This window comes from Bradyrhizobium sp. ORS 278 (assembly GCF_000026145.1).
GTDB lineage: Bacteria > Pseudomonadota > Alphaproteobacteria > Rhizobiales > Xanthobacteraceae > Bradyrhizobium.
The window spans coordinates 4,984,865-5,002,270 of sequence record NC_009445.1; the positions used below are offsets into that span (position 1 = coordinate 4,984,865).

15 protein-coding genes are annotated in these 17,406 nt (G+C 66.9%); 5 read left to right on the forward strand and 10 right to left on the reverse strand.

Annotated features, from left to right (window positions below):
* The first annotated feature begins 23 nt into the window (after nt 1-23).
* Genes BRADO_RS22290 through BRADO_RS22300 form a run of 3 tightly spaced genes read left to right on the forward strand, consistent with a single transcriptional unit; the run spans nt 24 to nt 3,519 of the window.
* Nucleotides 24-1,565, forward strand: coding sequence for a sugar ABC transporter ATP-binding protein (locus BRADO_RS22290; protein WP_011927614.1), 1,542 nt, complete (start codon nt 24-26; stop codon nt 1,563-1,565).
* The gene (locus BRADO_RS22295) at nt 1,562-2,542 is read left to right on the forward strand and encodes an ABC transporter permease (RefSeq protein WP_011927615.1); all 981 of its coding nucleotides are present in this window, start codon (nt 1,562-1,564) and stop codon (nt 2,540-2,542) included. Before BRADO_RS22290 ends, BRADO_RS22295 begins: the two co-directional genes overlap by 4 nt.
* Nucleotides 2,539-3,519 (forward strand): ABC transporter permease, encoded by a 981-nt coding sequence (locus BRADO_RS22300; RefSeq protein WP_011927616.1) that lies wholly within the window; start codon nt 2,539-2,541, stop codon nt 3,517-3,519. Before BRADO_RS22295 ends, BRADO_RS22300 begins: the two co-directional genes overlap by 4 nt.
* A 36-nt stretch (nt 3,520-3,555) precedes the next feature.
* On the opposite strand, the gene BRADO_RS22305 is transcribed toward BRADO_RS22300, so the two are convergent.
* From BRADO_RS22305 to BRADO_RS22350, 10 genes are all read right to left on the reverse strand, one after another.
* Entirely contained in the window at nt 3,556-5,064 is a 1,509-nt protein-coding gene (locus BRADO_RS22305; protein WP_011927617.1) for a glycerol-3-phosphate dehydrogenase, read from the reverse strand.
* Complete coding sequence (locus BRADO_RS22310; protein WP_011927618.1) at nt 5,061-5,849, reverse strand: class II aldolase/adducin family protein; 789 nt, start codon at nt 5,847-5,849, stop codon at nt 5,061-5,063. The genes BRADO_RS22305 and BRADO_RS22310 overlap by 4 nt, the downstream gene beginning before the upstream one ends.
* Before the next feature lie 15 nt (nt 5,850-5,864).
* Nucleotides 5,865-6,905 (reverse strand): 2-hydroxyacid dehydrogenase, encoded by a 1,041-nt coding sequence (locus tag BRADO_RS22315; RefSeq protein WP_011927619.1) that lies wholly within the window; start codon nt 6,903-6,905, stop codon nt 5,865-5,867.
* Entirely contained in the window at nt 6,898-8,478 is a 1,581-nt protein-coding gene (locus BRADO_RS22320; RefSeq protein ID WP_011927620.1) for an FGGY-family carbohydrate kinase, read from the reverse strand. Before BRADO_RS22320 ends, BRADO_RS22315 begins: the two co-directional genes overlap by 8 nt.
* 2 nt (nt 8,479-8,480) lie before the next feature.
* Entirely contained in the window at nt 8,481-9,590 is a 1,110-nt protein-coding gene (locus BRADO_RS22325) for an ABC transporter ATP-binding protein (RefSeq protein ID WP_041756800.1), read from the reverse strand.
* Between the two features lie 15 nt (nt 9,591-9,605).
* Nucleotides 9,606-10,709, reverse strand: a complete 1,104-nt coding sequence (locus BRADO_RS22330) for an ABC transporter ATP-binding protein (protein WP_011927622.1) — start codon at nt 10,707-10,709, stop codon at nt 9,606-9,608.
* A gap of 6 nt (nt 10,710-10,715) precedes the next feature.
* Complete coding sequence (locus BRADO_RS22335; RefSeq protein ID WP_011927623.1) at nt 10,716-11,573, reverse strand: carbohydrate ABC transporter permease; 858 nt, start codon at nt 11,571-11,573, stop codon at nt 10,716-10,718.
* 12 nt (nt 11,574-11,585) lie between these two features.
* The gene (locus BRADO_RS22340) at nt 11,586-12,512 is read right to left on the reverse strand and encodes a carbohydrate ABC transporter permease (protein ID WP_197535389.1); all 927 of its coding nucleotides are present in this window, start codon (nt 12,510-12,512) and stop codon (nt 11,586-11,588) included.
* A gap of 105 nt (nt 12,513-12,617) precedes the next feature.
* On the reverse strand, nt 12,618-14,057 hold the full coding sequence (locus BRADO_RS22345; RefSeq protein WP_011927625.1) for an extracellular solute-binding protein: 1,440 nt from the start codon (nt 14,055-14,057) through the stop codon (nt 12,618-12,620).
* Between the two features lie 33 nt (nt 14,058-14,090).
* On the reverse strand, nt 14,091-15,080 hold the full coding sequence (locus BRADO_RS22350) for a sugar-binding transcriptional regulator (protein ID WP_041756802.1): 990 nt from the start codon (nt 15,078-15,080) through the stop codon (nt 14,091-14,093).
* Nucleotides 15,081-15,263: 183 nt separating this feature from the next.
* On the opposite strand from BRADO_RS22350, the gene BRADO_RS22355 reads away from it, so the two are divergent.
* Together BRADO_RS22355 and BRADO_RS22360 are read left to right on the forward strand one after the other, a co-directional pair.
* Nucleotides 15,264-16,538 (forward strand): FGGY-family carbohydrate kinase, encoded by a 1,275-nt coding sequence (locus tag BRADO_RS22355; RefSeq protein WP_011927627.1) that lies wholly within the window; start codon nt 15,264-15,266, stop codon nt 16,536-16,538.
* Complete coding sequence (locus BRADO_RS22360; protein WP_011927628.1) at nt 16,535-17,404, forward strand: TIGR01459 family HAD-type hydrolase; 870 nt, start codon at nt 16,535-16,537, stop codon at nt 17,402-17,404. Before BRADO_RS22355 ends, BRADO_RS22360 begins: the two co-directional genes overlap by 4 nt.
* Nucleotides 17,405-17,406 lie beyond the last annotated feature (2 nt).

Sequence of the window (17,406 nt, forward strand, 5' to 3'; positions counted from 1 at the left end):
CGCCAGCGCCGAGGAAGCCAATGATGATCGCGGCCGAGCCGCTGTTTCGCGCGGAAGGGTTATCCAAGCGCTATGGCGGCGTGATCGCGCTCGACCGGGCGGACCTCGAGGTTCATCCGGGCCGCATCCATGCCATTCTCGGCGAGAACGGGGCCGGCAAGTCGACGCTGATCAAGCTCATGGTCGGCGTGGTTGCGCCCGATGAGGGCCGCATGACGCTCGAGGGACGCGAGGTCGCCTTCACCAATCCCTCCGCGGCAAATGATGCTGGGATCGTCTGCATCTTCCAGGAACTGTCGCTGATCCCCGATCTGTCGGTCGCCGACAACATCCTGATCAGTCATCCGCCGACCCGCTTCGGCATGATCGACCGGCGCGCCCAGCGTCGCGTCGCCGAGCAGGCGCTGCGCCGCGCCGGCGCCGGCGATATCCATCCGCGGGCGCTCGTGCGCGACCTGCCGCTGTCGCGCCGGCAGATGGTCGAGATCGCCAAGGCGCTGGCGCGGCAGCCCAAGATCCTGATCCTCGACGAGGCGACATCGGCATTGACGGCCGCCGACGTCACCAAGGTGTTCGAGGTGCTGAAGCGGCTGCGCAGTGAAGGCCTCGCGCTGCTCTACATCTCTCATCGCATGCACGAGATCGCCGAGCTCGCCGACGATTGCAGCGTGTTCCGCAACGGCCGGAGGATCTCGACCTTCGCCGCCGGCGCCAAGACCGACGCCGAGGTGATCGAGCTCATGATCGGCCGCGAATACAAGCACGCCTTCCCTGACAAGCCGGTCCGAAATCCCGACGGCCGGCCACCCGCCTTGCGCTGCAAGGCTCTCGGCTGGGGCGACCGGCTCAGAGACATTTCCTTCGCGCTGCATCAAGGCGAGATCATCGGCCTCGGCGGTCTCGACGGCCAGGGCCAGCGCGAGCTGCTGCTGGCGCTTTTCGGCGTGCTTCGCGATGTGAGCGGCGACATTTCCATCGACGGCAGCAAGGTCGCGATCGATAGCCCCGTCGCCGCCAAGTCCGAGCGCACCGGTCTCGCGCTGATCCCGGAGGATCGCAAGACCGAGGGGCTGATGCTGCCGATGTCGGTGCGCGACAATCTCTCCGCGGCCGCGTTCGACCGCTTCGCGCGGTTCGGCATCATCGACCGGAAGCGGCAGTCGGCGCTGATCGACGAGATGATCCGCCTGATCGAGATCAAGACCGCCTCCCCTGACCTGCCGGTCAGCGCGCTGTCCGGCGGCAATCAGCAGAAGGTGGTGATCGCGAAATGGCTGATGAACAGGCCGCGCATCATCCTGCTCAACGATCCTACCCGCGGCATCGATGTCGGCACTAAGCAGGAAATCTACCGGCTGCTGCGCCGGCTCGCCGACGAGGGCGCCGCGATCCTGCTGTATTCGACGGATTATGACGAGCTGATCGGCTGCTGCGACCGCGTGCTGGTGATGTATGACGGGGCTGTCAGGCGCGAGCTCGCGGGCGCCGAGATCACCGAGCGCGCGCTGGTCAGCAGCGCCCTCAATGTCGATGATGGCGAACCGGCGAAAGCGAGCGCGCCATGAGCGAGTGGCGGTACTGGCTCGCCGAGCGGCGCGGCACCCTGCTCGCGATCGGCATCTTCGTCGCGATGTTCCTGATCTATGCGACCAATCATCCGGCCGGCTTCAGCGCCAACATGGTGCAGACCGCGTCCAACAAGGCGACCCTGCTCGCCTTCGTCGCCATGGCGCAGGCGATCGTGGTAATCACCGCCGGCATCGATCTCTCCGTGGGCATGATCCTGACGCTCACCAACTGCCTTGCTTCCTGGATCGTCGTCGGCACCGCCACCGAGACGGCGCTCGGCGTGATCGGCGTACTCGGCACCGGCATCCTTTGCGGCATGGTCAACGGCGCGATCGTGATCTTCGGCCGCCTGCAGCCGATCGTCACCACGATCGCCACCGGGGCGATGTACTACGGCGTCGCGCTGATGCTGCGCCCCAATCCCGGCGGCTCGGTGAACGAGACGCTGGCGGATGCGCTGACGGGCCGGCTGTTCGGCGTCGTGCCGACCAGCCTCGTAGCGCTGGCCGCGGCGGCGGTCTTGATCTGGCTGCCCTATAGCCGCTCGACGATCGGCCGCGCCGCCTTCGCCACCGGCTCTTCGGAAGTCGCCGCCTACATGTCGGGCGCTCCGGTGCGCGCCGCCAAGTTCATGGCCTACACACTCGCCGGCCTGTTGTCGGCGATCGGAGGTCTGTTTCTCACGTTCTTCTCGTACACCGGCGAAGCGGCCCATGCGAGCGGCAACGCCTATACGCTGTTCTCGATCGCGGCCGTCGTGCTCGGCGGCGTCTCGCTGATGGGCGGACGCGGCAGCGCCATCGGCGCGATCTTCGGCGCGCTCGCCTTCCGCACGATCGGCGATCTGCTTTTCGTGTTCGACTTCGATCCGCTCTGGCAGCCGCTGTTCCAGGGCCTGGTGCTGATGCTCGCGGTCTCGATTGGCGCGTTCGGGCTGCTGCGCGTGCGCAATCGACTGGAGTGGTTCGGATGAGCGACGCAACGGCAACCCGGCCGGTCGCTCGCGGGATAGGCTGGCTGCGGCGAATCGATCCGGCGGTGGCGGCCTCGTTCGGCTGCATCCTGCTGCTGCTGCTCGTCGGCAGCCTCTACTCGCGCAGCTTCCTGTCGCCGGACTATCTGCTGCAGCAGCTGAAGGTCGCGAGCTTTCTCGGCGTGATCGCCACCGGCATGATGCTGGTGATCCTGCTCGGCCAGATCGATCTCTCGGTGCCCTGGGTCGTTACGACAGGCGCGATGATGGCCTGCGCCGCCGCGGCGCATGGCACGACCGGCGCCATCCTCGCGATCCCCTTCGGCATCCTCTGTGGCGCCGCCATCGGTCTGCTCAACGGCATCGGCGTCGCCTATTTGCGCATTCCCTCGATGATCATCACGCTGGCCGCCAACGCGGTCGCGCAAGGCCTGATGGTCGCCTACACCGGCGGCTTCTCGCCGCAGGATTCCGCCTCCAGGGCGATGCGCTATCTCGCCACCGGAACGGCCGTTCCCGGCCTTCCGAATGCGGTGCTCGCCTGGGCGATCATCGGAGCCGCCGCGGTCTGGCTGCTGTCTCGCACCACCTTCGGCCGCGCCATCTATGCCATCGGCAACCGCGAGCGCGCCGCGTATCTCTCCGGCATCGATACGCGCCGGATCACGATGCTGGCGTTCATGCTGTCGGGCGCCCTCTCTGCCTTCGGCGGCGTGCTGCTCGCCGGCTACGCCTCGAAGGCGGCGCAGTCGATGGGCGATGCCTATCTGCTGCCGTCGATTGCCGCGGTCGTGCTCGGCGGCACACATATCCTCGGCGGCCGCGGCAGCTATCTCGGCACCATCGCCGGGGTCATCCTGATCACGCTGCTGCAGTCGATCCTCTCGGTGATGCAGATCAGCGAGGCCGGCCGCCAGCTGATCTATGGCGCGGTGATCATCCTGATGCTGCTGATCTACGGCCGCCAAAAGGAGTGATCAGCGCGACGACGCTCGCGGAGCCTGCGCTGAACTCTACAGCTGCGCCTCGAAAGCCTCGCGCTCGGCGCGGGTCAGGTGCAGGCCGTGCTTGGTCCGGCGATCGAGCACATCGGCCGCCGTCATCGCCCACTCGCGCTCGCGCAAATAGGCGAGCTCGCGCTCGTAGAACGTGCCACCGAAATGGCGGCCGAGATCATCACGCCGGCGCGCCGAGCCGAGCAGATCGCGCGCGCAGCTGCCATAGAGCCGGGCGTAATGCGCGACCGTCTCGCGCGGGAGGTCCGGATAGTCGCGCGCGAGGCCGTCGAGGAACCGGTCGAAGGATCCGCCCAGATCGCCGCCCGGCAGGCAGGCGGCCACCGTCCAGGCCGGACCCATCCGCGGAAACCACGGCCCGAGCCGCTCCAGCGCGTGCTCGGCGAGCTTGCGGAAGGTCGTGATCTTGCCGCCGAAGATCGACAGCAGCGGCGGCTGCTCGGCCGTGCCGTGAACCTCGAACACGTAGTCGCGTGTCACAGCCGAGGGATTGTCGGCATTGTCGTCGTACAAGGGGCGCACGCCGGAGAAGGCATGAATGATGTCGGCCCTGACCGGCGCTGCGCGAAAATAGCGATCGAGCACCGCCAGCAGGTAGTCGATCTCGCCGCCATCGATCGCAACATCCTCCGCGCGGCCGTCATGCACGATGTCGGTGGTGCCGATCAGCGCGAGGTCGGTCTCGTAGGGGTTGACGAAGATGACGCGGCGGTCGGTGTTCTGCAGCAGATAGGCCTGCGATCCGCCCCAGAATTTCGGCACCACGAGATGGCTGCCCTTCACCAGCCGCACATTGTGCGCCGAGTTGAGGCCGGCGACACCCTGCACGACGTCTTGGACCCAGGGACCTGCCGCATTCACCAGCGCCTTCGCGCGCACGCTGCGCAGCTCTCCGCTGTCCGACCGCATCTCCAGCCGCCAGCACTCGCCCTCGCGGCGCGCGCTGACTGCGCGCGTGCGCGGAAGGATGACGGCGCCCTTGCGCGCGGCATCGACCAGATTGAGGATGACGAGCCGGGCATCATCGACCCAGCAGTCCGAATATTCGAAACCGCGGCGGAATTCGGGACGCAGCGGCGCGCCTTCCGGCTCATGCGCGAGATCGACGTTGCGGCTCGCCGGCAGCTGCTTGCGGCCGCCGAGATGGTCGTAGAGAAACAGTCCGGTGCGTACCAGCCAGGCCGGCCGCTGCTCCGGCGAATGCGGCAGCACGAAGCGCATCGGCCAGATGATGTGCGGCGCCGAGGCCAGCAGCACCTCGCGCTCGATCAGCGCCTCGCGGACCAGGCGAAACTCGTAATATTCGAGGTAGCGCAGGCCGCCATGAATCAGCTTGCCGGAGCGCGACGACGTCCCTTGCGCAAAATCATCCTTCTCACACAGCAGCACGGTCAGGCCGCGGCCGGCGGCATCACGGGCGACACCAGCGCCATTGATGCCGCCGCCGATGACGGCGAGGTCCAACAAGCCATCATCGGATACGCTGCGTGAGACCGGTGCGTTCATCGCGTCGCGCTACGCTTCGTCTCGGGCTTGCGCCGGGCTGCGGCCGCACGCGTCTTGGTGCCGGCTTTGGCAGCTGGCTTGGCAGCAACCTTGACCGCCTTCTTGACGGGCTTCGCTGACTTTGTCGTCTTCTGGTCCTGCAGCCCGTAGGTCGAAAAGCCCTGCGCCGTCTCGGCGATCTCGGCATCGCCCAGGATGTGCGGCTGTCCCAGCGCGAGCGAAAGATAATACTGCTTCGCGATGGTCTCGAGCTCGACCGCGAGCCACATCGCCTTGTCGAGATTGGCGCCGACGGCGATCATGCCATGGTTGGCGAGCAGGCAGCCGTTGCGTCCCTTCAGCGCTTCCAGCGCCAGCTCGGACAGTTCGGCCGTGCCGAAACGCGCATAGCCGGCGCAACGGATGTCGGTGCCGCCGAACGCCGCCATCATGTAGTGGCAGGCCGGAATCGGCTTGCGCGCAATCGCAAGCACGGTGGCGTAGGTCGAATGCGTATGCACGACGCCGCCGACATCCGGGCGTCCGCGCATGATGTCCAGATGGAAGCGCCATTCCGTCGACGGCTTCAACGGCCCTTCCCAGGAGCCATATTCGCCGTCGAGCGGCATCGATGCGATCATCTCCGGCTTCATCGAATCATAGGGTGTCGCCGACGGCGTAATCAGCATTCGGTCCTTGTAGCGGGCCGAGATATTGCCGGACGTGCCCTGATTCAGACCCGAGGCGTTCATCCACCGGCACTTGGCGATGATGGTCTCGCGGAGCTGTCGTTCCTCGCGATTCATTTGGAAAACCTTTCGTCAGCAGGGATTGAGCGGCGGCTCGCCGGCGAGATAGCGGCGAACCTCTTCGGCCGCCTGGTCGGCGGCGATGGTGACGGTTCGGACGGAGGCGCCGGCGATGTGCGGCGTCAGCGTCACGTTGGGCAGTTGCAGCAGCGGCCAGTCCGGCGGCACCGGCTCGATCGCGAAGGTGTCGAGCATCGCACCGGCGAGCCGCCCCGAGCTCAGCACCTCGAACAGCGCCTTGTAGTCGACCAGCGGCCCGCGCGCCGTGTTGATCAGGATCGCGCCCGGCTTGATCCGCGCCAGCGCCTCGCGATCGATGAAGCCGGTGGTCTCCGACGTCACCCTGGCATGCAGGCTGATGACGTCGGCGCGCGACAGCAGCTCGGCCAGCGCGACATGCTCGACGCCGTCATTGCGGTCCTGGGCGGTGAGTTGGACGTAGGGGTCCGTCACCAGGATCCTGCAGCCGAACGCTTTCAGCAACTTCACCACGCGGGTGCCGATCGCGCCATAGCCGACGATGCCGACGGTCATCTCGCCGAGCTCGCGGCCCGTGCGATCGGCACGGTAGAGATCGCCGCGCCACTCCCCGCCCCGCATCGATTCATGGCCGCTGCGGATCAGCCGAGTCTCGGCGAGCATCGCGCCGATGGTGAATTCGGCGACCGCGCTGGCGTTACGACCGGGTGTGTTGACGACGAGCACACCGTGATCACGCGCCGCCTGCATGTCGACATTCACCGGGCCGCCGCGCGACACCGCGATGAATTTCAGCCGCGGCAGCCGCTGCAGCATCGCGCGCGAAATCGGCGCCAGATGGGTCACCAGCAGCGGTGCCTCGCCGATGAAATCGGCGAGCTCATCGGGATCGCCCATGAACTCCTTGAGACCGTCGAGCTTGGAGCCGGCATAGCCATGCTCCATCGGCTCGTCCGGCCAGGGCTGCTCGAGCATGCGGATGTCGAGATGATCGCCGCAGATCGCCGTGATGCGTTCGGCGAACACCGAGGGCAGCATGAAACGGTCGCCGATGATGGCGATGGAGCTAGACATGGTTGGCTCCCGCGCGCTGCGCCGCAAGCTGCTTCCAGACGGGTCGCGCCGCCAGGCGTGCCTCGACATAGGCCGGGAACAGCCGCGCATAGCGCTCCGCGAGCGCCGGCTCAGGCGCCTGCGGCTCATCCAGATACGGTCTCACCCACTCCTCCGCGCAGTCCATCATGTTCGAATAGAGCCCGGTCGCGACAGCTGCGATCATCGCGGCGCCGGACGCGCCGGCTTCCTCGCGCCGGCAGACCCGGATGCTGCTGCCGACGGCGGCACCGAGAATTGCGCCCAGAGCGCGGCTGCGGGCCGCGCCGCCCGTCAGCCGGATCTCCGACGGAAGCGATCCCATCGCCGCGTAGCAATCGCGCGCCGCGAAGGCGAGCCCTTCCATGACGGCTCGCATCAGATCCCAATAGCCATGACGCGTACGCAGGCCGATCAGCTGCGCCGATGCCTCGTGGGACACGAAGGGTCCGCGCTCGCCCGCGTCCGAGATGAACGGATGATACAGCAGCTCGCCCGCCTTCGCCTGCAGCACGCGCTCGTCGAGCCGCCGGATCAGGTCGTTGCGCGACCGTGCGATGCCTTCCATCGCAAGTACGCCCCGCGCGACGTCGAGCAGCCAGTCGATGTTCAACGTCGCCGCCATCGTCGACTGCATCTGCGCGTAGTGGCCGGCCACCGGGAACGGCATTGTATACCCGGTCGCCTCGGCATTGAGCCTGACGTCATCAGCCGATGTCGCCAGCCGCATGTGCATGCCGGTCGAGCCGATGATGGTGCAGCCGACATCGGGGTTGGGATCATACAACCCGCCACCGAGCGCATTGCAGATGACATCGACATAGCCGAGCGACACCGGCACGCCCTCGGGCAAGCCTGTCTCCGCCGCGGCCATCCCCGTCAAGCGATGCGTGGTAACGACACCATCGACGACATCGGGGAACAGACGCAGCGAGCTGGAGATGCCGATCAGATCAGCAGATTCGCGATCGAAGCAGCGCTTGCGGAAATCACCACAGGAGAAGGACGCTTCCGACGGATCGGTGGCGCGCACGCCGGTCAGCTTGAAGTAGAGCCAGTCCTTGCAGTGGAACACCGTGCTGGCGCGTCCGAGCATCTCCATGCCGTGAGCCTGCAGCCAGGCAAGCTGCGGCCCCTGCTGACAGGCGTTGAGTCCCGATCCGGTCCGTTGATAGTGCGCCGCATTGCGCTCGCCGCTGCGGAAGGCCTCGACGAAGCGCGCCGCGCGCGAGTCGAGCCACAACAGGGCCGGCGCGACGGGGCGGCCGTCGGCGTCGATCAGCCAGGTGCCGTCGCCCTGCCCGGTCACGGCGATCGCAGCGACACGGCCGGAGAGCTCCGGCAGCGCGGCACCGAGGCCGCGCAGAGCAGCCACCGTGTCGGTCCAGGTCCGCGCCATGTCCTGCTCGACACGGCCTCCCGGCAAGGTCGCATAGCTGTTGGGAATCGCGAACTCGCCGATCTGACGGCCGTCCCGCGCGAACGCGACCGCCTTGATCACCGACGTCCCGGCGTCGATGCCGACGATCACATCGCGGGTCGCGGTCGCCGCCATGCTCAGCGCGCCTCCGCATGCCGGACGCAGACGCCGTCGGCGCCGAAGATGTGGAGGTGACGCGCGTCCAGCGTGCACGGCACGACGTCACCGGGCCGCGCCGCCACCTTGCCCTGGGTCACCGCGACCAGCAGATGCCCGGCGCATTCACCGGCAATGTGCGACTGGTCGCCGAGCCACTGGTTGGAGACGACGCGCAGCCGCGCCTCGCCGCCGCCGATCGCGATTCGCTGCGGCCGGATTCCGACCTTGATCCGCTGCGCCTGAACCAGCGCCTGCTGAGCCGGCATGTCCAGGGTCTGGCGGGAGATATGGAACGCGAGGTCCGAGCCGGCGGACAGGCGGAAGCCGCCCTCCTCTGGCGTCACCGTCGTATCCAGCAGGTTCGTCGGCGGCTCACCGATGAAGCTCGCCACGAACAGATTGGCCGGACGGTTCTTCAGCTCCTTCTCGCTGGCGAACTGCTGCAACACGCCATCCTCCATGACCGCGATGCGATCGGCGAGCGCGCTCGCTTCGGTCTGGTCGTGGGTCACGAAGATCGCGGTCATGCCGCGCTCGGCGAGCAGGCCCTTGATGCGGCCGCGCAGCACCGCGCGCAGTTGCGGCTCGAGCTGCCCCATCGGCTCGTCAAGCAGATAGAGGTCGGCGTCGCGCACTAGCGCCCGCGCCAGCGAAACGCGCTGCTGCTGTCCGCCCGACAGCGCGCGCGGGTAATGATCGAGAATGTCCTCGATCTCGACCAGTCGGGCGATGTCATCGACGCGATGGGCAATCTCGGCGCGCGACAGCTGCTGCGCCTTCAGCGCAAACGCAATGTTCTCGCGCACCGTCAGCGGCGGATACAGCGAGTAGCCTTCGAACGCCATCGCCACCTTCCGCCTGGCCGGCGGCAGATCGTGGATCGGCCGCCGCGCCAGCGCGATCGAGCCCGAGCTGACGCTTTCGAACCCTGCGATCATCCTCAGCGTCGAGGTCTTGCCGCAGCCGGAGGAGCCGAGCAGCGCGACGATCTCGCCGGACCGGATGTCCATGTCGAGTGCACGCACCGCGTGGACATCGGGCTTGCCCCTGGTGTGATAGATCTTGTCGACGTTGCGGATCTCGAGCATGCCCATGATGCCTCCTCACGCCGCCTGACGCCGTCGCGTCAGACCGATGCGCTCACCGGTGGCATGGTCGAACAACAGCGCCGTCTCCGGCGCAAAGCGCACGAACACGTCCTCGTCGGCACCAGCCTCCAGCGCCTCCGGCGCCAGCGCCGCGAGCCATTCCGAGCCGTCGGCGAAGCGCAGCAGCACCACGGCCCGCTCATGGATCGGCGTCACCGCCACGATACGTGCGGGGATCGCGCCTTCGCCGCCCTGACGGGTCACGACGACGTCGTCGGGCCGCACGCCGAGCCAGCAGCGCTCCCGCGCGTTGGACGGCAGATTCTCCGCGTCCAGACGGACTGGCGTTTCGGCGATCGCCGCGATCAGAGCTCCCTGCTCCGCCACCGGCGCGACCTCCGAGAGGTTGATGCTGGGATCTCCGAACAGCCGCGCCACCGCGACCGACGCCGGCCGCGCATAGATGTCCTCCGGACGCGCCACCTGCACGAGGCAGCCGTTGATCAAGACGGCAATCCTGTCGGCGATCGCCATCGCCTCGCGATAGTCCTGCGTCACATACAGCACCGCCGCCGAGCCGCGCCGCAGCAGGCTCGGGAGCTCGAGCCGCATCTCGTACCGCAGCTTGGCGTCGACGTTGCGCAGGGGATCGTCGAGCAGCAGCACCTCGGGGTTGCCGATCAGCGCGCGCGCCAGCGCGGTGCGCTGCTTCTGCCCGTTGGACAATTCACGCGGTCGGTGGCTGAGCACGTGCTCGATCTTCAGCAGCCTGCTCATTGCCGTCACCTTGGCCGCGATGTCGGACGCGCCGCTCGCGCGCAGGCCGCTGGCGATGTTGTCGCGCGCGCTCATGTGCGGGAATAGCGCAAAATTCTGGAACGCCATGCCGATGCCACGCTGCTCCGGCGGCGCATCGACGATCGAGCGGCCGCCGACCAGGATGTCGCCGCCGTCGGGCTCGAACATGCCGGCGATCATGCGCAGCAACACGGTCTTGCCGCTTCCGGACGGACCGAACACGGCGACGATCTCGCCGGGTTCGACGCTCAGCGACACGCCCCTGGCGCAGCTGACTGCTCCGAAGCTCTTGTCGATGGATTTGAGTTCGAGGCGCGCCATGGCTGCTCAACCCTTCACTGCACCAAGCGAGAGACCTTCGACCAGATAGCGCTGCGCATAGAGTGCGAGCAGCAAGGTCGGCGTCACCGACAGCACGATCGCCGCAGCGATCTGGCCGTATTGGATGCCCGAGGCGGTGACGAAGGCGAGCGCGCCGACTGTCACCGGCTGCTTGTCGGCGGAGGCGAGGATCAGCGCGAAGACAAAATTGTTCCAGCAGAAGATGAAGGACAAGAGGCCCGCCGCCGCGATCCCCGGCCCTGCCAGCGGCACGGCAATGCGGGTGAACGCCTCGCGCCAGGAATGTCCGGCCAGCCTATAGGCGTGCTCGATATCGGGGCTGATGTCCTCGAAATAGCCGCGCACGATCCACAGAATCAGTGGCAAGGCGATCAGCTGATAGACCCAGACGATGCCGAAATAGGTGTCGTTCAGCCCAAGCTGCTGATAGTAGAGCGAGAGCGGCAGCAGCACCAGAAGCGGCGGCGCGAAGCGGAACGACAGCAGCGTGAACGCGATGGTCTCGCCGAGCTTGAATTTGAACCGCGCGAACGCGTAGGCCGCCGGCACGCCGAGCAGCAGCGCCAGGATCACCGAGGCGCTCGACAGCACGAAGCTGTTCATCAGGTTGCGCATGAACTCGATCTGCAGATTGCCCGCCGCGGTCCGCAGCTGGCCGGAGATCAGCGCCTCATAATTGGCAAACGTCGGCTCGAACAGCAGGCGGGGCGGAATGCGCAGGATCTGCTCATTGGTCTGGAACGACATCAGCAGGATCCAGACGATCGGGAACATGAAGAACACGAGCACGAGCGCAAGCGCGATGCCACGGAAGATGCGCCCGGCGGGACTGGAGTGATCCATCAGCGGCCTCCCTCAGGCGTGACCGTGGGCACGTGCGCGCAGCCGCAGCCAGTTCTTGATGAAGATGTTCGACAGGATGTTGGTGATCAGCCACAGGATCATCAGCAGCGCCGCCGAGCGACCGACATTGGTGTACTGGAAGAACTCCAGATAGGCCTGGACCTGGAACACCATCAGCCGGTCGCCAGGGCCGCCTTGGGTCATCGCATAGACGATATCGAACTGCTGGATGGAATCGAGCAGGCGGAACAGCGACGCCGTGATGATATAGGGTGCGAGCATCGGCAGCGTGATCCTGAAGAACACGAAGCTCGCCGGCACGCCGTCGAGCGCCGCTGCCTCGAACGGCTGCCGCGGCAGCGACCGCAGGCCGGCCAGCAGCAGAATCATGATGAAAGGCGTATAGACCCAGACATCGACCAGCACGACCGTGAACAGCGCGGTCGACGGATCGGACGCCCATTTGAAGTCGTGCACGCCGAGCAGGCCGACGAGGTAGGACAGGATGCCGAAGCTTGGATTGGTCATCAGCTTCCACATCAGCGCGGCGATCGCTGGAGCCGTCATTAGCGGCAGCAGCAGCATGATCGAGACCGCATTGTGGAAGCGCGTCGGCCGGCGCAGCAAGAGCGCAATGCCGAGGCCGAGCAGCAGCTCGGCGATGACCGTCACGGCAGTGTAGACCAGCGAAATGCGCAGCGTGTTCCAGAACGCGGGATCGGACAGAAAATCGATATAGTTGTCGACACCGATGAAGCCGCGCAGATATGGCAGGTTGAGCCGGTAACGCTGCAGCGAATAGACCGCGGCGGTCACGAACGGCACCAGGATGGCGATGCACACCAGCAGCGCCGGCAGGCTCAATAGATACGGCAGCAGCCGTCTGCGCCAGCGCTTGGCGCGGCGTGGCGCCGCCTCGGTCTCGACAAGTTGGGCCATGCTCATGATAGGCGTGATCACATCATCGCACGGAAGATGGGGCCGGTCCGGACGCTTGTGGGGAGCGTCCGGACCGACGGGCGGTCAGGAAGATGCCGCGCAGCCTCAGCCGAGGCCGGCCTGCTTCAGCTGACGGTTGATGCTCTCGGCAAGCTTGTCGAGGCCCTCGTCAACGGTGATCTCCTTGGCCACCATCTTCTGCAGCGACGCCGCCCACTCCGTCGTGAGATCGAAGAACAGCGGCTGCGCTGTAAAGTAGATCTTCGCGCCGGGTGCCGAGAGGTCATGCTGCTCGAGATAGCCCGGATAAGACTTGGCGATGCGGTCGCGGAACTCGCTGTCCTTCCACACGGAGGTGCGGACCGGATTGACGAAGTCCATCTTGCGCGCGCCGAACAGGTCGTGCTCGACGGAGGCCGCCCACTGCATGAAGATCCAGGCCGCGTCCTTCTGCTTGGAGAAGCTCGACATCGCCAGCGACCAGATCCAGACGTTCGGCGTCGGCGCTTTGGCGGCCGGGTTGGCCGCGAACGGGGCGTAGCCGAGATTGCCGCGCTCCTTGTTCTCACCGCCGTTCATGAAGTAGCCGAGGATGTCGGCATCGAAGATCATGCCGGAGGCGCCGGCGCCGAGATCCGTGCCGACCTGGTACCAGGTGTAGGTCGACCAGTTCTTCGGGCCCGAGCCCTGGATCATCTTGACCCACTTCTCGTGGAAGTCCTTCGAGGCCTTCGTGTTCATTGCGGCCTTGAGCTTGCCGCCCTCCATCACGAAGTCCTTCTGGCCGAAATTGGCATAGGCCGAGAGGAAGCCTGGATGGATGGTGGCCCAGGAGCGCGAGCCGCGCACGCCGACGCCATACGGGCCGCCGGCATCCTTGGTGATCTTGGCGGCGACCTCCACCATGTCGTCGAGATTGGTCGGCGGCTTGACGCCGACCTTGCTGAAGATGTTGCGGTTATAGGTGACGTTGTTGAGTTCGTAGCCCCACGGAATGCACCACTGCTTGGCCTTGCCCGAGCCGAGTTCGGAGCCGGCGACGCCGTCCCAGGCGGTCGAGGAGCGCAGGCCCGGCAGCACGTCGTCCCAGGCGAAAGCGGGGTTGGTCTTGGCTGGATCCTTGATGTAGGTGTTGAGGTCCTCGATCCAGCCGGCCGGACCATAGGTCCAGGTCATGTAGGCGCCGGTCATGAAGGCGTCGTACTGATCCGATTTCGACGACAGCGCCGCCGTCACCTTGTCGAAATAGACATCCTCCGGGAAGATGTCGTAGGTGACGTTCATGCCGGTCAGGCTCTTGAACGCCTCGATGTCGCCGATCATCGCGTCAACGTAAGGATGCTTGTTGAGCAGCAGCTTGACCGTCTTGCCGCTCTGGGACTTCCAGTTGAAATCCGCGGCCATCGCCTTCGACATCTCGGAAGCAAAGGCGGCATTGGCGGCGACACCGGCGATGCCGAGCTTGGCGGCGCCGTCGAGCAGATCACGCCGGCTGATGTGCTTGCCGGCATAGGACGCAAAGAGATTCTTCTCACGGTCGTACATTCAACCCTCCCTATTTTTTGGAGACTTTTCGCGTTACCTGCCCTTCCGACTTTTGTTTTTAAGAACACCGGATGTTTTCTCCGGCTTGTCGGTACTGAGTGCCTGAGCCGTCACCTCATCGATGATGAGGCCGTTCAGAAAGCCGCTGCGCAGCACCGCGCGCAGGGCCGTGATCTTCGCTTCGCCGCCGCCGATGGCGACGATGCGGTGTTTCTTGAGATCGCTCGCCGCCATCGAGGTGGCGCGCGCCGACAGGTCGAGATCGAGCAACTCGCCCTCGGCGTTGAAGAAGTGCCCGAGCAGATCGGCGCAGGCGCCAGCGCGCTTCAGCTCGACGACCTCGTCGGGCTTGATCATGCCGCTCGACACCAGGAAGCCGTCGGCGTGGATCTGGCCGATACCGACGAACAGCAGCGAGGCCTGCTGGGCCAGCGCGAACACGTCGGCGATGCCGAACTGCTGCATCAGCACACGGCGGTCGGCGACGGAATTGGCGAACACCGGCACCGGCAGCAGATAGGCCTCCGCGCCGGTGCGCTCGGCGAGGCGATGGATGACGTCGAACGGATTGGCCGCGAATTTTCGCGTCAGGCCGCCGAGCAGCGAGACGAACTGCACGTCGCGCGCGGGCGTCTGCGGCAACTGCGCCACGACGGCCGCGAGCGTGCGGCCGTGGCCGACGCCGATGATCTTGTCGTCGCCGCGCTCCAACACCTGGCGCAGGAAGCTCGCGCCCTCCAGCGCCAGCGCCTTCAGCGGCAGGTCGCCCTCGCCGAGATCCGGCGCGACGCGGCAGAAGTCGAGGCCGTAGCGGTCGGCGAGCGCATTCTCCAGCGCGACGCATTCGGCGACGGGACCCTCGACGAACACGCGGATCATGCCTTCGCGGCTGGCGCGCGCAATCAGGCGATGCGCCTTGGTGCTCTGGATGTTGAGCCGGTCGGCGACCTCCGATTGCGTCAGCCCGGCCGCGAAATACAGCCACGCCGCACGCGTCGCCAGCGAAGCCTCGCCGTCCACCATGGGCGCCCTGTCGGAAGCTGTCGTCACGCCGAATGCCTACTTGCAAAATTCTTCACACCTTGCAAAAAATTGCAGACGCTGATCCGGCCGTCAATCCCTTAAACGTGCTGCAGCGCAACGCCCACGCCTGCCGGCGAGACCATGCAGCGGCATGCTCGCGTGCTCACAACGGGATGAGGTCGCATGACGGAGTTGTTTGTCGGCATCGACTTGGGCACCAGCGGCGTGCGCGCCTGCGCCGTCGATCCCAGCGGCACGCTGCGTGGTGCGGCGGCCGTGCCGCTGCCGGCGCCGCGTCAAGATGGCGCAGCGATCGAGCAGGATCCCGAGCTGTGGTGGCAGGCGACGACCGCGGCTCTCGTCGAGCTCGGCACACGCGTCGATCTGCAGGGCGTGACGCGCATCGCTGTCGACGGCACCTCCGGCACGCTGCTGCTGATCGATGCGGACGGACGGCCCTGCTCGCCTGGCCTGATGTACAACGACGCGCGGGCCGTCGGCGAAGCCAGACGCATTGCGGCGGTCGCGCCGCCCGAGAGCGGCGCGCATGGCGCGAGCAGCGCGCTCGCCAAGCTGTTGCATCTTCTCACCGCGGGCAGCGCCGCGCGCCGCGCCGTGCACCAGGCCGACTGGATTGCCGGACGCCTCGCCGGCCGGCACGGCATCAGCGACGAGAACAACGCGCTCAAGCTCGGCTACGATCCAGTGCAGCGCCGCTGGCCGGACTGGCTCGCTCAGCTCGGCATCGCGCCGGAGCTGCTGCCGAGCATTCTGGCGCCCGGCACACCGTTCGCCGACATCGATCCGTCGACGGCGCGCGCGCTCGGACTCTCCTCATCGGCGCGCGTCGTCGCCGGCACCACCGACGGCGTCGCCGCCTTCATCGCCACCGGCGCCGACATGCCGGGCGATGCGGTGACCTCGCTCGGCACCACGCTCGTGGTCAAGCTGATCGCCACCCAACCGATCTTCGCCGCCGCCCAGGGCGTCTACTCGCACCGGCTCGGCGACAAATGGCTCGCCGGCGGCGCATCGAATTCCGGCGGCGCCGCGCTGCTGTCGCATTTCTCGGCCGCCGATATGGACCTGATGACACCGCTGCTGCGCCCCGATGACCCGACCGGGCTCGACTACTATCCGCTGCCCAAGCCGGGCGAGCGCTTTCCGATCGCCGATCCCGCGCTCGCGCCGCGGATCACGCCGCGGCCCGTCGAGGATCACCGCTTCTTCCAGGCCCTGCTCGAAGGCATCGGCCGTGTCGAGGCGCTCGCCTATCAGCGGCTGCAGGCGCTCGGCGCCCCGGCGCTGCGGCGGGTGATCAGCATCGGCGGCGGCGCGAAGAACGCGGCATGGACGCGGATACGCGAGCGCATCATCGGTGCGCCGGTCAGCGTCGCGGCGCAGACCGAGGCGAGCTACGGCACGGCGCTGCTGGCACTGCAGGGACCGCCGCAATGACTGCTGCCGCGTGTGAGATCAGCGGCCTCGCCGCGATCGCCGACCGTTTCGATCACGTGCTGCTCGACCAATGGGGCACGCTGCATGACGGCCGCACGGTGTTTCCCCCCGCGCATGACTGCGTGACGAAACTGCGCGAGGCCGGCAAGCACGTCCTGGTGCTGTCTAACTCCGGCAAGCGCGCCGCGCCCAATGCGGAACGTCTCGCGCGGCTCGGCCTGCCGCGCGCGGCCTATGACGGCATCCTCACCTCCGGCGAAGTGACCTGGGCGGGCCTGCGCGGGCGTACGCGCGCGCCCTTCACCGATTGCGGCCATGCCTGCTTCCTGATCACCAGAGGCGGCGACTGCTCGCTGATCGATGGTCTCGACCTCGTCATCGTGAACGATACGCGCGATGCCGATTTCATCCTGCTCGGCGGCCTCGACGACGATCAGGCCGAGCCCGACCTCTGGCGCGATCGATTCGCGCAGGCCGCGGCGCGGCAGGTGCCGATGATCTGCGCCAATCCCGACCTGATGATGTTCGGCGCAAGCGGCCTCGTTCCGGCGCCCGGGACGCTCGCGCGCGCGTATGAATGGCTGGGCGGCGCCGTGACCTTCATCGGCAAGCCATATCAGCCGATCTTCGCGGCCGCGCTGGAGCAGCTCGGTCATCCGGACCCGCACCGCGTGCTGATGATCGGCGATTCGCTGGACCACGATGTCGCCGGCGCTCGCGCCATGGGGATGCAGACATTGCTGCTCGCCGACGGCGTGCATCGCACGACGCTCGCCGGCGCGCCGGATCTCGCCGCCGCGACGCGCAAGCTCGCGGCTTCCGCGAGCCGCATGCCGACGTGGACGATGCAGCAGCTGGCCTGGTGACC

Coding starts and splice junctions, on each gene's coding strand:
- BRADO_RS22290 (WP_011927614.1), top strand. CDS start 24: ATGATCGCGGCCGAGCCGCTGTTTCGCGCGGAAGGGTTATCCAAGCGC.
- BRADO_RS22295 (WP_011927615.1), top strand. CDS start 1,562: ATGAGCGAGTGGCGGTACTGGCTCGCCGAGCGGCGCGGCACCCTGCTC.
- BRADO_RS22300 (WP_011927616.1), top strand. CDS start 2,539: ATGAGCGACGCAACGGCAACCCGGCCGGTCGCTCGCGGGATAGGCTGG.
- BRADO_RS22305 (WP_011927617.1), bottom strand. CDS start 5,064: ATGAACGCACCGGTCTCACGCAGCGTATCCGATGATGGCTTGTTGGAC.
- BRADO_RS22310 (WP_011927618.1), bottom strand. CDS start 5,849: ATGAATCGCGAGGAACGACAGCTCCGCGAGACCATCATCGCCAAGTGC.
- BRADO_RS22315 (WP_011927619.1), bottom strand. CDS start 6,905: ATGTCTAGCTCCATCGCCATCATCGGCGACCGTTTCATGCTGCCCTCG.
- BRADO_RS22320 (WP_011927620.1), bottom strand. CDS start 8,478: ATGGCGGCGACCGCGACCCGCGATGTGATCGTCGGCATCGACGCCGGG.
- BRADO_RS22325 (WP_041756800.1), bottom strand. CDS start 9,590: ATGCTCGAGATCCGCAACGTCGACAAGATCTATCACACCAGGGGCAAG.
- BRADO_RS22330 (WP_011927622.1), bottom strand. CDS start 10,709: ATGGCGCGCCTCGAACTCAAATCCATCGACAAGAGCTTCGGAGCAGTC.
- BRADO_RS22335 (WP_011927623.1), bottom strand. CDS start 11,573: ATGGATCACTCCAGTCCCGCCGGGCGCATCTTCCGTGGCATCGCGCTT.
- BRADO_RS22340 (WP_197535389.1), bottom strand. CDS start 12,512: ATGGCCCAACTTGTCGAGACCGAGGCGGCGCCACGCCGCGCCAAGCGC.
- BRADO_RS22345 (WP_011927625.1), bottom strand. CDS start 14,057: ATGTACGACCGTGAGAAGAATCTCTTTGCGTCCTATGCCGGCAAGCAC.
- BRADO_RS22350 (WP_041756802.1), bottom strand. CDS start 15,080: ATGGTGGACGGCGAGGCTTCGCTGGCGACGCGTGCGGCGTGGCTGTAT.
- BRADO_RS22355 (WP_011927627.1), top strand. CDS start 15,264: ATGACGGAGTTGTTTGTCGGCATCGACTTGGGCACCAGCGGCGTGCGC.
- BRADO_RS22360 (WP_011927628.1), top strand. CDS start 16,535: ATGACTGCTGCCGCGTGTGAGATCAGCGGCCTCGCCGCGATCGCCGAC.